Raw genomic sequence first — 17,103 nt, forward strand, 5'->3', positions numbered from 1 at the left:
TATACGCCCCATAACCTCTAATCAACAAATGCATAATCACCATTACTTTCGAGGAGGTCCTTTAAAATAATTAACGCTTGCTCAAGTTGAGATTCTGGTGCTGCAATGGCTAAACGAACGGCATTGACAGGCTTTGTATTCCCTACGGCAAAGCGTTCCGCTGCATAGACTTGTACACCAGCTTTCGAAGCTAACAATTCAAATTGAACACCCGTAAATTTGTCAGGCAATTGGAGCCACCTAAAAATACATTCCTCATCCCCTAATATGTGATAATCCCCTAAATACTGATCGACAAGCGCATTTTGCTGCTTGGCATATGCTCGGTGTTTTTCTAATATCGTTTGGGCAACACCTTCATGGATTAATCGTGCTGCAAGCTCCAGCATGATAGGAGAAACAGAAATGTTGATATTATAGAGCGTTTCCATTATTTTTTTACGTAGCACAGGCGGTGTCACAAGGAAGGATAATCGTAAACCAGGTGATAGTGTTTTAGATAGGCTAGCAATGTAAATAACCTTATCGGGTGCATAAGAAGCAATCGGAGCAAGCGGTTGCTCCTTGAGAAAGCTATAGATAGCATCCTCGATTACAAGCAAATCCTTCTGTCTTGCCACGTCTGCAATCATTTTTCTTGTTTCTACTGACATCGTATGAGTCGTTGGGTTATGAAAATCAGGGATCACATAGATTCCTTTGATATGTTCATTTTTACACGCATATAGTAATCCTTCTTTTGTCATTTCACCCTGACATTGTTGGATAGCCACAAGCTGGATACCAAGCATATTTGCAGCTGTTTTAATGCCTGCATAGGTAATTGGATCTGTACCAATGCGGTCGCCTGGCTGAAATAAAGCTGCAAGGGTTCCCACAATGGCATTTTGTCCGCCTGCTCCTAGAAGAATAGGCTGATCTGTTTGAAAATTTACTAGTTCGAGTAGCTTCATCACGGCTTCGTTTTGCCATGCATTGCCCTCAGGTCGTCCATATTGAAATAGCATGCTAAAACTAGGTTCGTTTATCATTTTCTTCATAAAGCGTGTAATATCATCATTCACAAAATTATCTGGTAAAACAGAGCCCATTTCAATGATAGGTGTGGCATGGTTGGTTGGCAGTAACATTTTATTGCTAGCCGCATCTGTTGAAACGAATGTACCGCTGCCAATCGAGGCATAAATTAATCCTTTTTGGCCACAAAGCTTAAAGGCTCTTGTAATCGTACTCAAATTCACATCTAAAAAATCAGCTAATTCACGCTGGGGTGGCAATTTTGTGCCTGGTACTAGCTTTCCATCCTTAATATCTTGTTCTAGCTGATGTGCGATGGCTATATATAACGGAGCAGAAATATTGCTAATATCCGGCTTCCAACTCATTGGATACTCGTCAAATGAATTAATAGGCATTCACTAGGCCCTTCTTTCTCTTAATTTGCATACAATAGTTTAATTGTCTTGCATACAATGATAATATTGTATGCACACGATGACAATGATATAATTTTTAAAAAATCAGAAAAAAAGGACCGATAATTATGCAATATTCTGAAAGAATCTTAAAAACACCATCCTCATTTATTCGAAATATTTTAAAAGTGACAGATGCAGAGGACGTTATTTCCTTTGCAGGCGGGCTTCCAAACCCAATTTCTTTCCCGATTGATGCATTGAGAGCATCCGTAGACCATGCTATTACAGTAAATGGCAGCCGATTATTCCAATATTCATCCACACAGGGTTATGCACCATTGCGTGAATATATTGCCGCGAAATATCAACGTGTCCATGGACTTGATGTACATGCTGACGATGTCTTTATTACTACAGGTTCACAGCAAGCGCTTGAACTAATTGGTAAAGTACTTATCAATAAAGGCGATGGCATTATCATCGAAGAGCCAGGTTACCTAGGGGCTATCCAAGCCTTTACTTTAACAGAGCCCACTTTCCATGGTGTTACGCTAGAAAATGATGGTCTTAACTTAGAAGAGTTAGAGCGTGCTCTACAACAACCAAATGTAAAATTCATTTATACGGTGCCGAACTTCCAAAACCCAACAGGACTCACATATTCGAAAGAAAAGCGTGAGCAAATTTGCGAAATAGTGGCAAAATATGATGTTGCTTTAATTGAGGATGATCCATACGGGGAGCTACGTTTCCAAGGGGAGCCACTTCCATATATCGGTGCTGGTAAATTAGAAAATAGTATTTTACTAGGTTCTTTCTCTAAAACGGTCACACCAGGCATGCGTCTTGGCTTTATTATCACAAAAAACAAAGAGCTTTTGCAGCATATTGAAACAGCGAAGCAAGCGTCTGATCTTCATACTAATATTTTTTCACAATATGTTATCTACGATTACTTAGCAAGTAATGATTATACCGAACATGTAAAGAAAATTATTGCTTTATATAAAAATCAGTCGGATGCGATGCTTGATGCTATGCAGGAGTTTTTCCCTGCCCATGTTGAATATACACGACCTGAGGGTGGCATGTTCATTTGGGCAACCATGAAGGACGGTACACCGGCCCTTGATGTATTCAATAAAGCGATGGAACAAAAGGTTGCCTTCGTGCCTGGCGATCCATTCTACACATCAAAAACGAATGTGAACACAATGCGTCTTAATTATACAAATGCAACACCTGAAGTCATCCGTGAGGGAATTAAACGTTTAGCTAGTATTTTATAAAACGAAAACGTATAAACGCTGTGAAAAGCGTTTATACGTTTTTTAATGTGGATAGTAAATAGTCATACTAAGTCGTGTTACTGTACTACCTGGATTGCTGTATGTGTGTGGACGGTCAGCCTTCAATCGTATGGCATCACCACTTGTTAATCGATAATCCTGACCCTGTATATGGATGATTAATTCCCCATCAAAAACGGTTATATATTCCTCCGTTCCTTCTCGATGAGCCTCAGCATCTAACGTTCCATTTTCTTTGATTTCAATTGTATATATTTCAAAACGACTATCCTTTTGATAGGGGAAATGAGGATAAACCATATATCGGCCATGATCTTCCTTCAATACTTGAATTTCTTTACCGCGAATAACCTCCGTCTCAGGTTGGGGAGGATGAATAAGCTCTGTAAACGAAACCTTTAATCCATTTGCAATTTTCCAAATCGTTGTCAAAGTTGGACTGGATTCTCCCCTCTCAATTTGACCAATCATCGTTTTACTCACGCCACTAAGCTGAGAAACTTTCTCTAAGCTTAATTTCTCCCTTTCTCGAATTGCCTTTAAATTTCTCGCAAAAACGAGATGAATTTCTTCCATCCAAAAGCCCTCCTTGTATGTACAATATAACGTACATTTTGTATAATAAAAAGACCGACGTTATACAGTCTATTTCGTGCATTATATCACACAACTTGAAAGATGGGATTATTTTGCCTGTATTTTCCTTTTTATTATTTATCATCATTACAAGCTTTACACCTGGCCCTAATAATTTTATGGCGATGGTTTTTGCTAAACAACATGGCTTAGCGAAAACGATTCCATTCTGTTTAGGTGTAGGGATTGGTTTTTTCATCATTATTGGTCTTAGTAGCTTTTTTAACACGATCATGTTAAACATTTTACCTGCCATTGAATTACCCCTAACCATATTTGGTGTAGGCTATATGTTGTACCTGGCTTATAAAATTTTAACAAGCAAAGAATTAGAGGAGCACGACAACGAAGAAGAAAAACGAAACCTATTTTTTTTAGGAGCGTTCGTTCAATTTATTAACCCAAAAGGTATTTTATTTGGTCTTACTGTTGTCGCAACTTACATCCTACCCTACTACTCATCCTACATAAGCTATCTACTCTTCTCGTTCTTTTTAGCGCTAATAGGGGTAATCAGTACATTTAGTTGGTCATTATGTGGCTCCGTTTTTCAAAAAGCACTACAGCAATACCGAAAACCATTTAACATGATCATGGCACTATTATTAATGTACAGTGCTGTTTCCATTGTTTTACATTAAAAAACAGCCCTCTGTCGGTAGAGGGCTGCTTTATCAGCAACTTATTTTGTATACGTTAAAACGGCGTTTTTCTTGAATTTTGCTAAAGCTTCTGTTGCCTCATTTTTGCTCGCGTACTCAAAAATTCGAACGTCCTTTTTATCAAAAACTGTAATAACCCACATGTGAAAAGCTCCCTTCACTCATTATTTTTGTAATATAACAACCACCAAAATTTGTGATACGACTTATCAACTGTTTTATAACAATTCCTTACTTGATTCTTATTTTACGCTGATTTTTTCAAAAAGAAAGCTTTATGTGAAGGTCTTCACAAACTGTTCAATTTCAAAACGCTTTCATTGAACAATTTGTGAAAACCTTAATTTTATAGGTATATCAACAGCCAGTGATGTCAGGTCTATCCGTCTCTTTTCATCTATAGCCAAAAAACCGTACAAAAGTACGGTTTTTGCTGTAGTAGTAGATTTGCATGTCATAAGTTTAACAAAATACTTCTTCTTGTTTATGTGTTAATTCAATTTCGAAGCCCAAATCCTCCAGCATGCGATAATCGCTATTCGCTTCCTGTCCTGCTGTTGTTAAATAATCCCCAACAAAAATACTATTAGCTGCATAGAGACCAAGTGGCTGAAGTGAGCCTAAATTGATTTCACGACCACCCGAAATACGGATTTCCTTTGTCGGATTGATGTAGCGGAATAAAGCTAAAACCTTTAAACAATAACGGGGATTTAAATCCTTTGTCCCTTCTAGCTTTGTGCCATCAATTGCATTTAAAAAGTTTACAGGAATAGAATCAGCGTCCAATTGATGGAGGGCGCGTGCAATATTGACGACATCCTCTTTTGTTTCCTTCATCCCAATAATGGCACCCGAGCAAGGTGAAATTCCATGCTTTTTCACAATCTCTACCGTATTGACACGATCCTCATATGTATGTGAGGTCGTGATGAAGGAATGATGACGTTCCGATGTATTTAAATTATGATTGTAGCGATCCACCCCCGCTTCCTTTAGTTGCTGTGCCTGTTCTTCTTTTAATAAGCCAAGACAGGCACAAACCTTCAAGCCATACTTTTCTTTTATTTCAGCAACCGCCTCACTCACGACATTGACATCCTTACGTGTTGGCCCACGACCACTGGCTACAATACAATACGTCCCAATCTTATTGTCAAACGCTCGTTTTGCACCTGCTAAAATTTCCTCTTTTGTAATAAATGGATATTTCTCAATAGGAGCCGTTGATTTAGAGGACTGGGAGCAATAGCCACAATCCTCGGGGCAATAACCGCTTTTGGCGTTCATAATCATATTCAATTTAACTTTTTTACCATAATAATGACGACGAATCGTAAAAGCACCATCCATAAGCTGTAATAGCTCATCATCCTCACTATTTAATATGGCAAGTGCCTCTTCATTGCTAATGATCTTTCCAGCAATAACTTCTTGTGCTAATTGGTAATAATTCATATTACATTCTCCCCCTCTACGTGTGAAAATTTCACATTTCTTGCTGACTGAAATACTTTATACAAGCGCTCAGCTAATAGCGCTGATGTAATAGCTAAGCAAAAATCAGCGACAATACTACTTAAAAAGCCGACAACAAACACATGTGACCAGCTTGACTTCATGTCTAACCAGAAATTCAATGCTACATACAAATAAGGAACAGCCACAGCATAAATAATAACCAGCCCAATAATGGTTGCTGCAATAAAATGCTTTTTCGTCGGCGTCTCAATCCTTTCAATAATGAACCCAATCACATAGGCGGCTAGGGCAAAGCCAATCAGATAACCAAAAGTTGGCTGTAAGACATATGTGATACCACCACCCTGTGTAAAAACAGGTAAGCCTACTAAGCCCACGCTGATATAGACAAGTTGACTATAAAAACCATTCCGACTACCCAATAAACAGCCTGCTAAAAATACAAAAACAATCTGTAATGTAAACGGTACGACAGGCAATGGAATTTTAACAAAAGCTCCGATTGCTGTTAGAGCAGCAAACATGGCAATCATGACTAGCGCTAATGTTTGTTGTCGCTTACCCACCCTTAGCCCCCCTGTCCTGGAAAAATTGTTCGATTGTCTCTTTCGTTGTATGAATCATAAATGACATTTCCTCTTCAGAAATAATATAAGGTGGCATAAAATACAGAACATTGCCGAGCGGTCTGATGAGTAAGCCTTTCGTTAAAGCCCGTTGATAAATTTGATAGCCGATACGCTCCTCACTTGCGAACGCTTCCTTTGTCCGCCGGTCCTTTACTAGTTCAATCGCTCCCACTAAACCAACTTGTCGGTATTCACCCACATAAGGCATATCACAAAAAGCTTCCATGGCTAACGCTCGCATGTATTGTCCCTTGTGCTGAATCATCTCCATCACTTGTTCCTCTTGAAACATCGTTAATACTTCCAGTGCCACACGACAGGCCAATGTATTGCCTGAATAGCTATGCGAATGTAAAAAAGCCTTCATTGTTCCGTAATCATCATAAAAAGCGTCATAGATTTGCTCCGTCGTTAAGACAACTGATAAAGGTAAATAACCACCTGTTAGCCCCTTTGATAAACACATAAAATCTGGCATGATGTCCGCTTGTTGACAGGCAAATAATGTACCGGTCCGACCAAAACCTACAGCAATTTCATCTGCAATGAAGTGCACATCATAATGTGAGCACAACGCCCGTAAGCGCTGTAAATAGACAGGTGGGTACATTTTCATACCTGCTGCAGCCTGAATTAATGGTTCAATAATAACTGCCGTGATTTCCTCATGATGCGCTTGAAGTTGTTCCTCAACAAATTGACTACATGGTGCATTACAGCTTGCTGGATCTTCCTGAAATGGACAGCGGAAGCAATCTGGTCCTTTGGCACGAACAGTATCTAATAACAGAGGCTGGTAAACTTCATTGTAAAGCCCTACCCCTCCTATGGATAAAGCACCAATAGTTTCTCCATGATAGGCATCCGTCAAGGCGAGAAAGCGCTTTTTTGCTGGTTTCCCCGTCTGCATATGGTATTGAAAGCTCATTTTCAGTGCAACTTCAATAGCAGATGAGCCATTATCGGCAAAAAAGACTTTATGTAATCCCTGTGGTGCTAATGCAGTTAATTTTTCAGCCAATTGTATGGCTGGTTCATGTGTAAAATTAGCAAAGATCGTATGCTCTAATGTAAATGCTTGCTCACTTAAAGCTTGGCTAATACGCGGATTGGCATGTCCAAATAAATTAACCCACCAGGAAGATACAGCATCCAAGTAACGCTGATCATGTTCGTCATAAAGCCACACGCCTTGCCCCTTTTTTATGACGATGGGTGGAAATGCCTCATAGTCCTTCATTTGTGAGCATGGATGCCATACATGACGTAAATCTCTTAGCTGTAAATCAGTTAATGCTTGTTTCATAGTTAAAAAGCCTTTCAAACAGTGTGGTGTGTGTCATGGCATAATCCATTAGCTGTGACAAATTTTGTAGCTTTGGAATAATCGCATAGGGCAAGGGATGGTACTGTAAAATCGTTTGTATATTATCTTGCTCCATACGGCTACCTGTGTTCCCATTAAACACTATGCCAAGAACGTCAACTTCACGAGAGCGCAATGCCTCTATTGTTAATAATGTGTGATTGATCGTCCCTAGGGATGTCCTTGTAACAAGCAATACTGGCAGCTTGCTACTGACGATGACATCAAGCAGCGTCATCCCATGGGGAGCAGTAAAAGGAACAAAAAGCCCACCCGCTCCTTCACATATCACAACATCATAGGATGCTTGTAATAATTGAATCCGCAATAATAGCTCATTGACATCAATTTGCTGCCCCTCCAGTTGCGCAGCAAAATGTGGCGATGCAGCTTCTCTAAATGAATAGCTATTGAGATGCTCTTGTTGAAGCTTTTGTAAGGAATACTTCTCATACATGGCTGTATCATGATAATAGCCACGACCGTTTTCGTATACCTCTCCTGTTTGCACAGGCTTGTATGGTGAAACTTTCAAGCCTTGTTTTTGTAAATGACACATCAACATGGTGGTGACAATTGTTTTCCCAACATCCGTATCTGTACCGACAACCCAAAAATGTTGCATTGTTAACCTCCCTCTTTTAAGTTAACCATTAACACTATTTAAGTTAACACATATATTTTTGTTTTGTAAATGCTATTTCTATATTTTTCTGAATACACTATTTTTGTTAATAAAAACAGCAAATCTTGTATTAAAATAAGAAAACGCTAAACTCCCACCATTTATGGCAAGAATCTAGCGTTCATTGATAGTCATGATAATAATCTCTCAAAAATGATTTCATAGTCTGTTGGTTTCCCATGTCCATTATAAGCAATCGGCAATACTTGCACTAAACGCCAACCTTGCTTCGCGTATTCTTCGATTGTTTTCCGATAGGTAGATTCCTGAAAAAAGCTACCTAAATGTGCTTGTACAAATTTATACTCATACATTGACTCACCCCCTGTAAATCTTTACGTAACTACGGAGTCAAGGTTTCAATAATTAGTAGGTTCTCGCTTTTGAATATTATGATTATTTTAAAGGATTTTAATCTTCACTCGTAGTATTAAACTACATGGGGGTGGTAGTATGTTTGGCATTTTTAAAGAACCAGCGAAGTTCATCGATACATATGAACAAGTGCATTCAATTTTAAAATCATTACTTACCTATGAACTAAAAGAATTACCAAATCGCTATGAATTTTGGTATCGGGTGGCCATCCGTCAAGAGGAGTATCGGACATTACAAGCAGAGCATCGGGCAAAAATCTCAATGACTTCTGCCGTAGGGCGTTTTCATCAAACACAATATGAAGTGATGACACAGAAATTAGCAAAGTTTGAACGCTTATCCGATATTTATAAACTATTTTGTATGGAAGAAGAACGAGAGCTATTAAACCATCGTCTCTCTTTTCATCAAGAAACGATTGCTGCCATCTATGACCATGTTCAACATAAAGAGCTGTATACGTACAGTGATAGTGTTCAACAGCAATTTTGGGAGGCCGTCCGTGATGATCTACTCCATGCTATCGCACACCTAGATTAATTTTTTAGAGACTTCATTTTCTCATGGGGAAATAGAAGTCTTTTTAGTGATTATTTTAACCTAAAGGTTATGAGGGATTCTAAAATCATGCGAGTTCTAAGTCTTCTAATTCCCAACCTAGACAAAAGTTGGTATATTTGAAATAGGAAGGTGATTAATAGATATGTCGAACGAGAAAATTTTAATAGTGGAAGATGATATAGATATTATGGAGGTTTTGTCGCTCACGCTAGCTAATGCTAATTATAGTGTATTAAAGGCATCCTCTCTATCCAGTGGCTGGCATCTCGCTGTCACGCAACAACCAGATTTAATCTTGTTAGATGTTAATTTACCAGATGGTACAGGCTTCGAGTTAGCCAAAAGAATTCGTGATGTGTCGGATGTCATTATCATTTTTGTGACCGTCAATCACCTAATTGAACAGAAACTTGAGGGCTTTGAGGTGGGGGCAGATGATTATATGACAAAGCCATTTATTCCAAAAGAATTATTGGCCCGTATCCAAGCACATTTAAAAAGAAGGAACCCATCAAAGAAAAGTAATATTGTACATATTGATAATTTGTCCATACATTTAGATGAGAAAAATGTTTATAAGGATGGTCAGCTTTTAAATTTATTTACGAAGGAGAAGCTGCTCCTCTTTTTTCTAATTGAGCATGCGAATCAAGTGATTAGTGTTGATCAACTCATTGATCATGTGTGGGGCTATGACGGTGTCACTGATTTGAAAACCGTATCTGTCCATATTAGTACACTTCGTCGTAAAATTGAAGATATCCCCTCAAAGCCGAAATGGATTCAAACAGTGAGAGGTTTTGGCTACCAATTTGTCTATAAAAAAGAGAGTGGTGAGAAGTAAAAAAACACTCACCACCCCTTTTTAATTTTTTATCAATGTCTTAACTAGTGGTAATGTAAAGCTAAATATGCTTCCTTCATTTTCAAGACTTTCAACAAAAATCTCACCATTATGCTGGTGAACAATTTGTTTACAGATAGCTAAGCCAATGCCGTGCGAATGTGCTTCATGGATGTTAGTTGCTCGATAATAGCTATCAAAAATAAAGGGAAGATCACTCTCAGCAATACCAATGCCACTATCTGCTATTGAACAACTCAAGTGCTTGTTCTCTACATGAATGGACACTTGAATACCACCATTTGATGTATATTTCATTGCATTGGTCATGATATTTTCAATCACTTGATTGATTCGTGTTTTATCAATCAAGAGCTGAGCTTCTTCATGACCATAAAAGTGAGCACTGAATGTTAATCCTGATTGTTTTACTTCATCCTCATAACGGGTTACCATTTGTAAAAATAATTCCTTCGCCTTTACCTCAGTAAAAGAAAATTCTGCTCTACCAGCTTCTAGATTTGCTAAATCAAACAAATCTTGAATTAAGCTATTTAATGATAGTAGCCTTTCTTTACTCCGTTTTAAATATTTCTTTCTGGCTACTGCGTCAACTATCACTCCCTCTAGCATAAGTTCTATATACCCTAATGTAGAGGTTAACGGGGAGCGTAATTCATGGGAAATACTATGCAAGAGTTTTTTACGTTCCAGTTCATTTTTTTCTAAACGTTCATTCATTTTTATCAAATGCCGATTCGTCTCATCTAGCTCCTTAGTACGCAACTGAACACGTTTTTCTAAATCTCCATATATTTTCGCATTTTCAAAAGAAACGGCAATTTGAGCCGCAATCACTTTCAATAGCTGAACATGAGATGGATGGAAGGCATTCGTCATTAAGGTATTCTCAAAATACAAAATCGAAATAATTTCATTTTGATGGATAATCGGCAGGCAAAGAATAGATTTAGCCGTCGAGTAGGAGAAAAGAGGATGCTGTGTCATTTGTGCATTGTCGATAATCACATGCTCTTTACTATTAAGAACATAGCGTATAATCGATTGCATATTCGCATTAAAATTCTCCATACTTTGGTGTTCATACATCGTAAACGTTTTTTCTGCAGCTTCCGCCTTTGCCAACACCAATAATTCCTGCCGCTGTTTATGAATGAAATAACCACTATTTGCCCCCACATGCTTTAACAGTGAAAACAATATTTTATGCAGTAAATCTTCCATACGAATAGCTGTTGCAAATGATTGAGTCGTTTCAAAAACCGTCATCATATCAAACGTGAGTGAATCTCTACTATGATTCTCCAGTTTGCGATGTATTTGATAATCTCTTGCCCATCTTCTAGCAACTGTTTCTGCTCCCCACGTTTCAATATTTTGAATACCATTTAGTATATAATGTCTTGCCGTTTTCTTTTGCTGTTTTGCGAAATAATAGTTTGCCGCTCGTTCATATGCTAAGGCTGTGTCCTGGACAAATCCATTCATACTTGCTAATCGTATTGCTCGGTCATAATAGAGTTCTGCCTCATTGTCGTTGTTGTGTAAACGGTAATTCTCTGCCATTAATAAAGCATAGAGATGCTCATAATTTTCTGAAGAATAAACAGCCCATTTCTTAAATTTCTTAAGGCTTTGACGTATATCCTTTAAAAACAACCTCTGCTCCTGTACCTGACAATTTTGACTATGCAGAAAGTGAAATTGCCACATGGACCGATAAAAATAATAGACCGTGGTGATTGGTAATGTATAAGTGTCCTTACTTAGCTTCTTTAATTCAACCAGAATCGCTTTCCCTTGTTTTTCATCAGCTAATAAAAAAGACATTTGTAAACGCACTGAATAATGCATGATTTTAATAGCAGGCTGATCCTGTATTGTGATGGGATAAGCCCAATGTACAGGATGATGAGGAGTGCGGAGGATATTCATCCATCTCCCCATTTCCGCTAAAAAGTCAATCGAAAGGGTACTTGCATGATTAGAAAATTCCTCTTGTTGTCGTTTAATTTCTTGTTGTAAATCCTCTAGGGCAACACCCTGAATAAGTCGTATCGCAACAATAAAACATGAAGCTGAGGATACTAGATGATATAAGCCGAGTTCTTGGCATTTTGCTTGAGCCTCGTCAATATATTGAATACTGGTTTCATAGGGTTCTGTCCAATGACTGATAAACACGCCATACACATAATAAGTATGGCCCTTGATATATATGCTTTCTTGGTTATCTGCCACAATGATGGCTAGTTTGCCAAAGCGAGTGGCTTCTTTTATATTGGTAAAACCTGCATTTAAAAGCATAGCATAGTTAATCAATACCATGCCGCTTTTCGATGTAGCGCCATACTTCAACTGTAAACGTAGCCCTTTCATTAAAAGAATACCTGTTAAGTTAGGATTTAATAGGAAAGCACTTGCCGTCATATTAATAATTAAATGAATCAAAATATCAATTTCTTTACTATTCGTTGGTGGATGCTGCAACAAGTCTTGGTCAGACATACGTCGCAATGCCCATTTCAACAATAAATACTCTTTTAGAAGCTGTGACTTTTTAGGATATGCTGAAATTTTAAGATTCGCAACTTGAAAACCTGCCAAGCCTGCTTCTAGACCAATAATAGGGTTATCGGACTCAATGTATAATACTGTTTTCAAATTGTTAATCATCAGTTTTTCTAATTTTGTCTGTGCATGCTGCAAAGCTTCTGTTAAATGCCTTTCCGATTGTTCGTAGTGACCAGTTAAATATTCACATTCACCTAAATTTGCATATAATTTAACCGACTGTTCTCTCCTAGTCTCCCAATGATCAGGTGTCAATAGTTCTTTACTAGTTGTAAAAAATTTTAGCGCATTATCAAAGAGCCCTATTCTTTTAGCCTCAATACCGAGTTGATAATTCCAAATAGCCAGCTTTTGCTTTTCTTCCCCAGTCAATAAGTGTCGACTGTAATTGAAATGCATGACGATTTCGCTTAATCGATCATGATCAGCAGCTATTTGAGGATCATCTGTTAAAAGTTGGCCAATTTGATAATGAAATTTTGCACGCAATTGCCCTGATAATTCCTGATAAGCTACTTGTTGAATACGATCATGGATAAATCGGAATTTGGTAGAAAATGTATGTAAAATCCCTTCATGCTCTAACGTACTTGCCCATTTATAATGGGCATCTAACGGAATAATAAAGCCATTTTCAACAAGTGTTTCCAGGTGTTTTAATAACGCTTGAGCGGATAAGGACACGAGCTTTAAGACATCTGTAAATTCAAAGCGCTGCCCAAAACATGCAACTATTCGTAAAATCTCATGGGCTTCTGTTGTTAAATTAGCCATTCTAGTTTCAATAAAGGCTAGTAGCTCGTTATTTAAACGGGATAAATTAAATTTCTTACGATTAAACTCCCATTCTTTTGTTGTTGCATTAAAATAAATTGTGTTATCTTGCTGGAGTGAACGAAACGCTTCTTTCACAAATAACGGATTCCCTTTGGTCAAATTAAATAATTGCTTGGTAATGAGCTGTATGGTATGAGGCTTTGCATGGAAAGACGCCTTCAACCATTGTTGAACATGTTGTTCCTGAAGCAGAGGTAAATGGATATGATGACCGCTCGAAAAACTAGTAGTTCTTTGCTGATTTTCCTCCCCTGTGCTGTCCTTATTCACTCGGAATGTACCAATCATCATAAAGTATCCTGCTCGGTGTTGCTCAAAGATTTGGGTCATAATTTCAATTGTACTTTGATTGGCCCAATGCAAATCATCTACAAACCATATAACTGGTTTCTTCTGAATAGCAAATGTCAATAAAATTTTTTGAATCGATATAAACGTATACGAATGAAGCTGTTTTGTATTTTGGCTAACTTCTTTTTGGAAGTGTACTTCCTCCTTCACAAACCATTTAAGTTCAGGTAATAGATGGATAAGTTCATCTGTCACAACTAATTTAACCTCTTGAAATAATTTTTCCCACAAATGGACAGACCTTTCACCTTCCATATAAATAAATTTTAATAAACTCCTTAAAGGATGGATGACAATGGAATAGTCATTTTCTAATTGCAATTGCTCATACTTAGTTGTAATAAAATAGCCTTTTGCGGCCGCAATTTCACCCTTTAGTTCTTGAACTAACTTGGACTTTCCATACCCTGCTTTTCCTGATATCGTAACCATCTTTTTGTCACCTTTTGCAACCTGACGAAAAATAGAGGAAAGCTCTGCGAATTGCGATTCTCTCCCATACAGCTTCGTAGACAGCCCCATATTCAGATGCAAATCCTGTTTACCAAGCAGGAAATTTTCAAGCGGTTCGTTTACTAAAAGTTTCTGTTGGATATGTAGTAAATCCTCTCTTAAACCAATGGCACTTTGATAACGATCAGCTGGATTTTTAGCTAATAGCTTTTCAATGATTTCCCAAAGCAAAGAATGATAACGACTGTCTATACTCACCAATGCCTCGGGTTTTTTGGTGATGATTTCATAAATCAAATCGACGGCATCCTTTGCTTGAAAAGGTAATTGCCCCCCCAGTATTTCGTAAAAAATGATCCCCAGTGCATATAAATCTGTCCGATAGTCTACCTCTAAATGAAGTCTGCCCGTTTGCTCAGGTGCATAATAGGGTAGCTGTTCTAGTCGTTCATAGGGATTTTCTATCACAACTGGAGATTCTACATCATATTTTGTACTAAATTCAGAGCTTAATAGTTTTATTTTTAAAGAATTAGGATTGATTAAGATTTGATTAGGATGTAGGTGTAGGTATAGTAAACCACTTTGTTGCATTTTCATACAAATATTGACAAGGTCAATCGCAATCTGTAGAAATTGATGCAAAGAAATCAAGTTATTACTGAATTGCTTTAAGGGGACTCCATTAAAATTTTCATAAATGATCGCATATTGATCATCTATATAATCAATAGCAATTGGCTTTAATAACCAAGGATTTTGCTCATTCGAAAACAAAGAAAATTCATATTGTAGTTTGGCTCTCGTCTCTGCTGAATTATGATGAACACTTTTTACCAGTACCAGTTTGTTAAATTTCTTCATATACATTCTTTGTAGATGCCAATCTTGACTAGACTGTAAAAGAATACAATCATTCACACATAAACCCTCCTCTTCAATACTAGTTGTTTATTATCTTTGTAACCGCTTTATATTTTTGCAACGCTACCTTTATATTGATTTGTTTCATCGATTGTCCAGCAAAGCTAAAAACAAGGCTCTCTAACTTCTTTGGTGTAATATTATAGAGCTCCAATTTTCGGTTTGTACCGATTAATGGGGTATATTCCTCTTCAAATGAACAGATGGCAGTCGCTTCACAATAATCTGCGATTTGCAATAACTCCTCTTTGCTTGTTGTAATGTCTATGATAATAGGACAGATTCCCTTTACATAAAAAACACCTTCTAATAACAGTAAAGGAATACTTGCTCGTAGATTTTGATCGACTAGAAAGATGGAAGAGCTTTTTGTTTTCGTATCTTTTCGCAAATGGAATATAGCCTTGTTTAATAACCCTCTTAACTTTACTCGTACATTTTCTAACATTACTTGTTCTTTGAGCACATCAAAGATTTGGTATACGGGGATATAAATTTTAGTAATGCATTCGGAAATGGTGTGTTGCTCAACTAGCTTATTATAATATTTCTCCATTAAATGCGCTTCGCCTTTTATTAAATACTCAGAAAATTTCTGAAACAACTGATCCGGTGTTTCTACATAATATGTAATAAGTTTCTCAATTTTTATTTGAAGATTTACTGGTAACTTAAAAATTGTATTCGAATCTAATCTTCTAACCGTAGGAAGAAGCGGGAACATAAGATTGACATGTTCTACTAAGGCATGCGTTCCATCTGACAAAAGGACAATGGACTTTTCTGGATAGATACCAATAAAATCAACAAATTTAGCCAAAAGCTTTCCGTCTAATAAATGCTTTTCTTTATAGATAGTAGCTATAGCTTCTGCAGCCCCTATTTCTTGTTGATAGGGGCGATTCATCGTGATAGCCGAGTAGATATCAATCAGCTGTAGTAATAATACTACCTTTGGAATCTCTTTTCCTGCTAATCCATCTGGATAACCAGAGCCATCGATCCGTTCATGATGTAGTTTTGCCAAAAAGGCAATGGATTCAAGTCCAAGTTCCTTTAATAGGTCATAGCCAAGCTGTGTATGCTTCTGCATGATAGTAAATTCTTCCACAGTTAGTTTTTCCTCTTTCGATAAAATTTCATGTGGAATATTTAATTTACCAATATCATGAAATAAAAAGCCTAATGCATAATGCTCTAAATCAGGAATACCTTCTTTTTTCGCAAATAATGTACCGAGTGTAAATACGTCAAGCGCATGCATATAAGTATATTCATCATATTTTTTTAGTGTCTGCAATAGCCTTCGATAGCTTAGATTCTCCATATACATTTCAAATAAATCTCGCACAAATACGATATCATCCATATTTTTTAAAGCATGACCATATCGTCTCTCCGTACTCAATGCTGCTAGCGCTTGCAGGAATTTAGGCATTCCATTCCATTCACTACTTACTAAAGAATCTTGTTGCTGTTGTACTGTAATAGACTGTATTTGATTAACCTCTTTGTCTATCGGCACTTCAATATATACCTGTTGAACATGACGGTTTTTTAATAATGTAATAATACGTGCTGTTAATACACTTCCCTTTTTTATTAGCATACGATTTTCAACATATAAATCTTTCCCTAAAACAAAGCCTTCCTGTAAATCAGTAATCTTTCTTGGAACTACCTTCAAAATAAACACTCCTTCTATTTTAGTTCATTAAAACTATAAAATCCGAAGGTTAAAATTAGGTTAAATAGTATTTATCACTTTTTATTAAAACAGGATAAAATAATCATATTCTAGTAAATCACTAGGTCCTTTGTTGTTGAAATGCAATCTCCGAGCTAAGTATATTGAATATTTTATTAAACTATAAAGAATGGATTTCTCTCCATTTCTTAACAGATGAGATGATAATCATCAGTAAAGACTTTTTATCCGAAAGCATGGCTAAAAATCAATCAATAAAAAAAT

The 17,103-nt window shown here is 37.1% G+C and carries 14 protein-coding genes; 4 read left to right on the forward strand and 10 right to left on the reverse strand.

The genetic code is table 11. The features are described 5' to 3' along the window. Positions 1-17: 17 nt before the first annotated feature. Positions 18-1,415 carry an aminotransferase-like domain-containing protein gene (locus EW028_RS15725; protein WP_131521548.1) on the reverse strand — a complete coding sequence of 466 codons (1,398 nt, stop codon included), beginning with the start codon at positions 1,413-1,415 and terminating at the stop codon, positions 18-20. Positions 1,416-1,543: 128 nt separating this feature from the next. On the opposite strand from EW028_RS15725, the gene EW028_RS15730 reads away from it, so the two are divergent. Next, positions 1,544-2,707, forward strand: a complete 1,164-nt coding sequence (locus EW028_RS15730; protein WP_048392333.1) for an aminotransferase-like domain-containing protein — start codon at positions 1,544-1,546, stop codon at positions 2,705-2,707. A 42-nt stretch (positions 2,708-2,749) separates the two neighbouring features. Here the strand turns inward: EW028_RS15730 and EW028_RS15735 are convergent, their stop codons facing one another. Next, entirely contained in the window at positions 2,750-3,304 is a 555-nt protein-coding gene (locus EW028_RS15735) for a helix-turn-helix domain-containing protein (RefSeq protein WP_131521549.1), read from the reverse strand. A gap of 113 nt (positions 3,305-3,417) precedes the next feature. Here EW028_RS15735 and EW028_RS15740 point away from each other — a divergent pair, with 113 nt between their 5' ends. Next, on the forward strand, positions 3,418-4,005 hold the full coding sequence (locus EW028_RS15740; protein ID WP_131521550.1) for a LysE family transporter: 588 nt from the start codon (positions 3,418-3,420) through the stop codon (positions 4,003-4,005). Between the two features lie 41 nt (positions 4,006-4,046). Here the strand turns inward: EW028_RS15740 and EW028_RS25905 are convergent, their stop codons facing one another. The 6 genes from EW028_RS25905 to EW028_RS15765 all read right to left on the reverse strand — a co-directional run bounded on the left by EW028_RS25905 (position 4,047) and on the right by EW028_RS15765 (position 8,502). Further along, on the reverse strand, positions 4,047-4,169 hold the full coding sequence (locus tag EW028_RS25905) for a hypothetical protein (RefSeq protein WP_004231260.1): 123 nt from the start codon (positions 4,167-4,169) through the stop codon (positions 4,047-4,049). 319 nt (positions 4,170-4,488) lie between these two features. After that, positions 4,489-5,484, reverse strand: a complete 996-nt coding sequence (bioB, locus tag EW028_RS15745; protein WP_048392330.1) for a biotin synthase BioB — start codon at positions 5,482-5,484, stop codon at positions 4,489-4,491. After that, positions 5,481-6,074: a biotin transporter BioY gene (locus EW028_RS15750; protein WP_048392329.1), complete on the reverse strand. Its 594-nt coding sequence runs from the start codon at positions 6,072-6,074 to the stop codon at positions 5,481-5,483. The genes bioB and EW028_RS15750 overlap by 4 nt, the downstream gene beginning before the upstream one ends. Further along, on the reverse strand, positions 6,067-7,443 hold the full coding sequence (gene bioA / locus EW028_RS15755) for an adenosylmethionine--8-amino-7-oxononanoate transaminase (RefSeq protein WP_115673368.1): 1,377 nt from the start codon (positions 7,441-7,443) through the stop codon (positions 6,067-6,069). The genes EW028_RS15750 and bioA overlap by 8 nt, the downstream gene beginning before the upstream one ends. Next, positions 7,424-8,128 (reverse strand): dethiobiotin synthase, encoded by a 705-nt coding sequence (gene bioD / locus EW028_RS15760; protein WP_131521551.1) that lies wholly within the window; start codon positions 8,126-8,128, stop codon positions 7,424-7,426. The genes bioA and bioD overlap by 20 nt, the downstream gene beginning before the upstream one ends. Before the next feature lie 191 nt (positions 8,129-8,319). Continuing rightward, positions 8,320-8,502, reverse strand: a complete 183-nt coding sequence (locus EW028_RS15765) for a DUF4177 domain-containing protein (RefSeq protein WP_004231251.1) — start codon at positions 8,500-8,502, stop codon at positions 8,320-8,322. 139 nt (positions 8,503-8,641) lie between these two features. Here EW028_RS15765 and EW028_RS15770 point away from each other — a divergent pair, with 139 nt between their 5' ends. Next, positions 8,642-9,106: a hypothetical protein gene (locus EW028_RS15770; protein ID WP_131521552.1), complete on the forward strand. Its 465-nt coding sequence runs from the start codon at positions 8,642-8,644 to the stop codon at positions 9,104-9,106. Positions 9,107-9,269: 163 nt separating this feature from the next. Then, entirely contained in the window at positions 9,270-9,971 is a 702-nt protein-coding gene (locus tag EW028_RS15775; RefSeq protein ID WP_131521553.1) for a response regulator transcription factor, read from the forward strand. A 21-nt stretch (positions 9,972-9,992) separates the two neighbouring features. On the opposite strand, the gene EW028_RS15780 is transcribed toward EW028_RS15775, so the two are convergent. Next, positions 9,993-15,128, reverse strand: a complete 5,136-nt coding sequence (locus tag EW028_RS15780) for an ATP-binding protein (protein WP_131521554.1) — start codon at positions 15,126-15,128, stop codon at positions 9,993-9,995. Between the two features lie 22 nt (positions 15,129-15,150). Beyond that, positions 15,151-16,818 (reverse strand): HD-GYP domain-containing protein, encoded by a 1,668-nt coding sequence (locus EW028_RS15785; protein WP_131521555.1) that lies wholly within the window; start codon positions 16,816-16,818, stop codon positions 15,151-15,153. Between the last annotated feature and the right edge of the window lie 285 nt (positions 16,819-17,103).

The organism is Lysinibacillus sp. OL1 (genome assembly GCF_004332175.1).
In the GTDB taxonomy this organism is placed as follows: domain Bacteria; phylum Bacillota; class Bacilli; order Bacillales_A; family Planococcaceae; genus Lysinibacillus; species Lysinibacillus capsici.

What these genes read in the sequence shown, in the direction of transcription:
- EW028_RS15725 (WP_131521548.1), bottom strand. Translation starts at nt 1,415, where the DNA reads ATGCCTATTAATTCATTTGACGAGTATCCAATGAGTTGGAAGCCGGAT.
- EW028_RS15730 (WP_048392333.1), top strand. Translation starts at nt 1,544, where the DNA reads ATGCAATATTCTGAAAGAATCTTAAAAACACCATCCTCATTTATTCGA.
- EW028_RS15735 (WP_131521549.1), bottom strand. Translation starts at nt 3,304, where the DNA reads ATGGAAGAAATTCATCTCGTTTTTGCGAGAAATTTAAAGGCAATTCGA.
- EW028_RS25905 (WP_004231260.1), bottom strand. Translation starts at nt 4,169, where the DNA reads ATGTGGGTTATTACAGTTTTTGATAAAAAGGACGTTCGAATTTTTGAG.
- bioB (WP_048392330.1), bottom strand. Translation starts at nt 5,484, where the DNA reads ATGAATTATTACCAATTAGCACAAGAAGTTATTGCTGGAAAGATCATT.
- bioA (WP_115673368.1), bottom strand. Translation starts at nt 7,443, where the DNA reads ATGAAACAAGCATTAACTGATTTACAGCTAAGAGATTTACGTCATGTA.
- bioD (WP_131521551.1), bottom strand. Translation starts at nt 8,128, where the DNA reads ATGCAACATTTTTGGGTTGTCGGTACAGATACGGATGTTGGGAAAACA.
- EW028_RS15765 (WP_004231251.1), bottom strand. Translation starts at nt 8,502, where the DNA reads ATGTATGAGTATAAATTTGTACAAGCACATTTAGGTAGCTTTTTTCAG.
- EW028_RS15770 (WP_131521552.1), top strand. Translation starts at nt 8,642, where the DNA reads ATGTTTGGCATTTTTAAAGAACCAGCGAAGTTCATCGATACATATGAA.
- EW028_RS15775 (WP_131521553.1), top strand. Translation starts at nt 9,270, where the DNA reads ATGTCGAACGAGAAAATTTTAATAGTGGAAGATGATATAGATATTATG.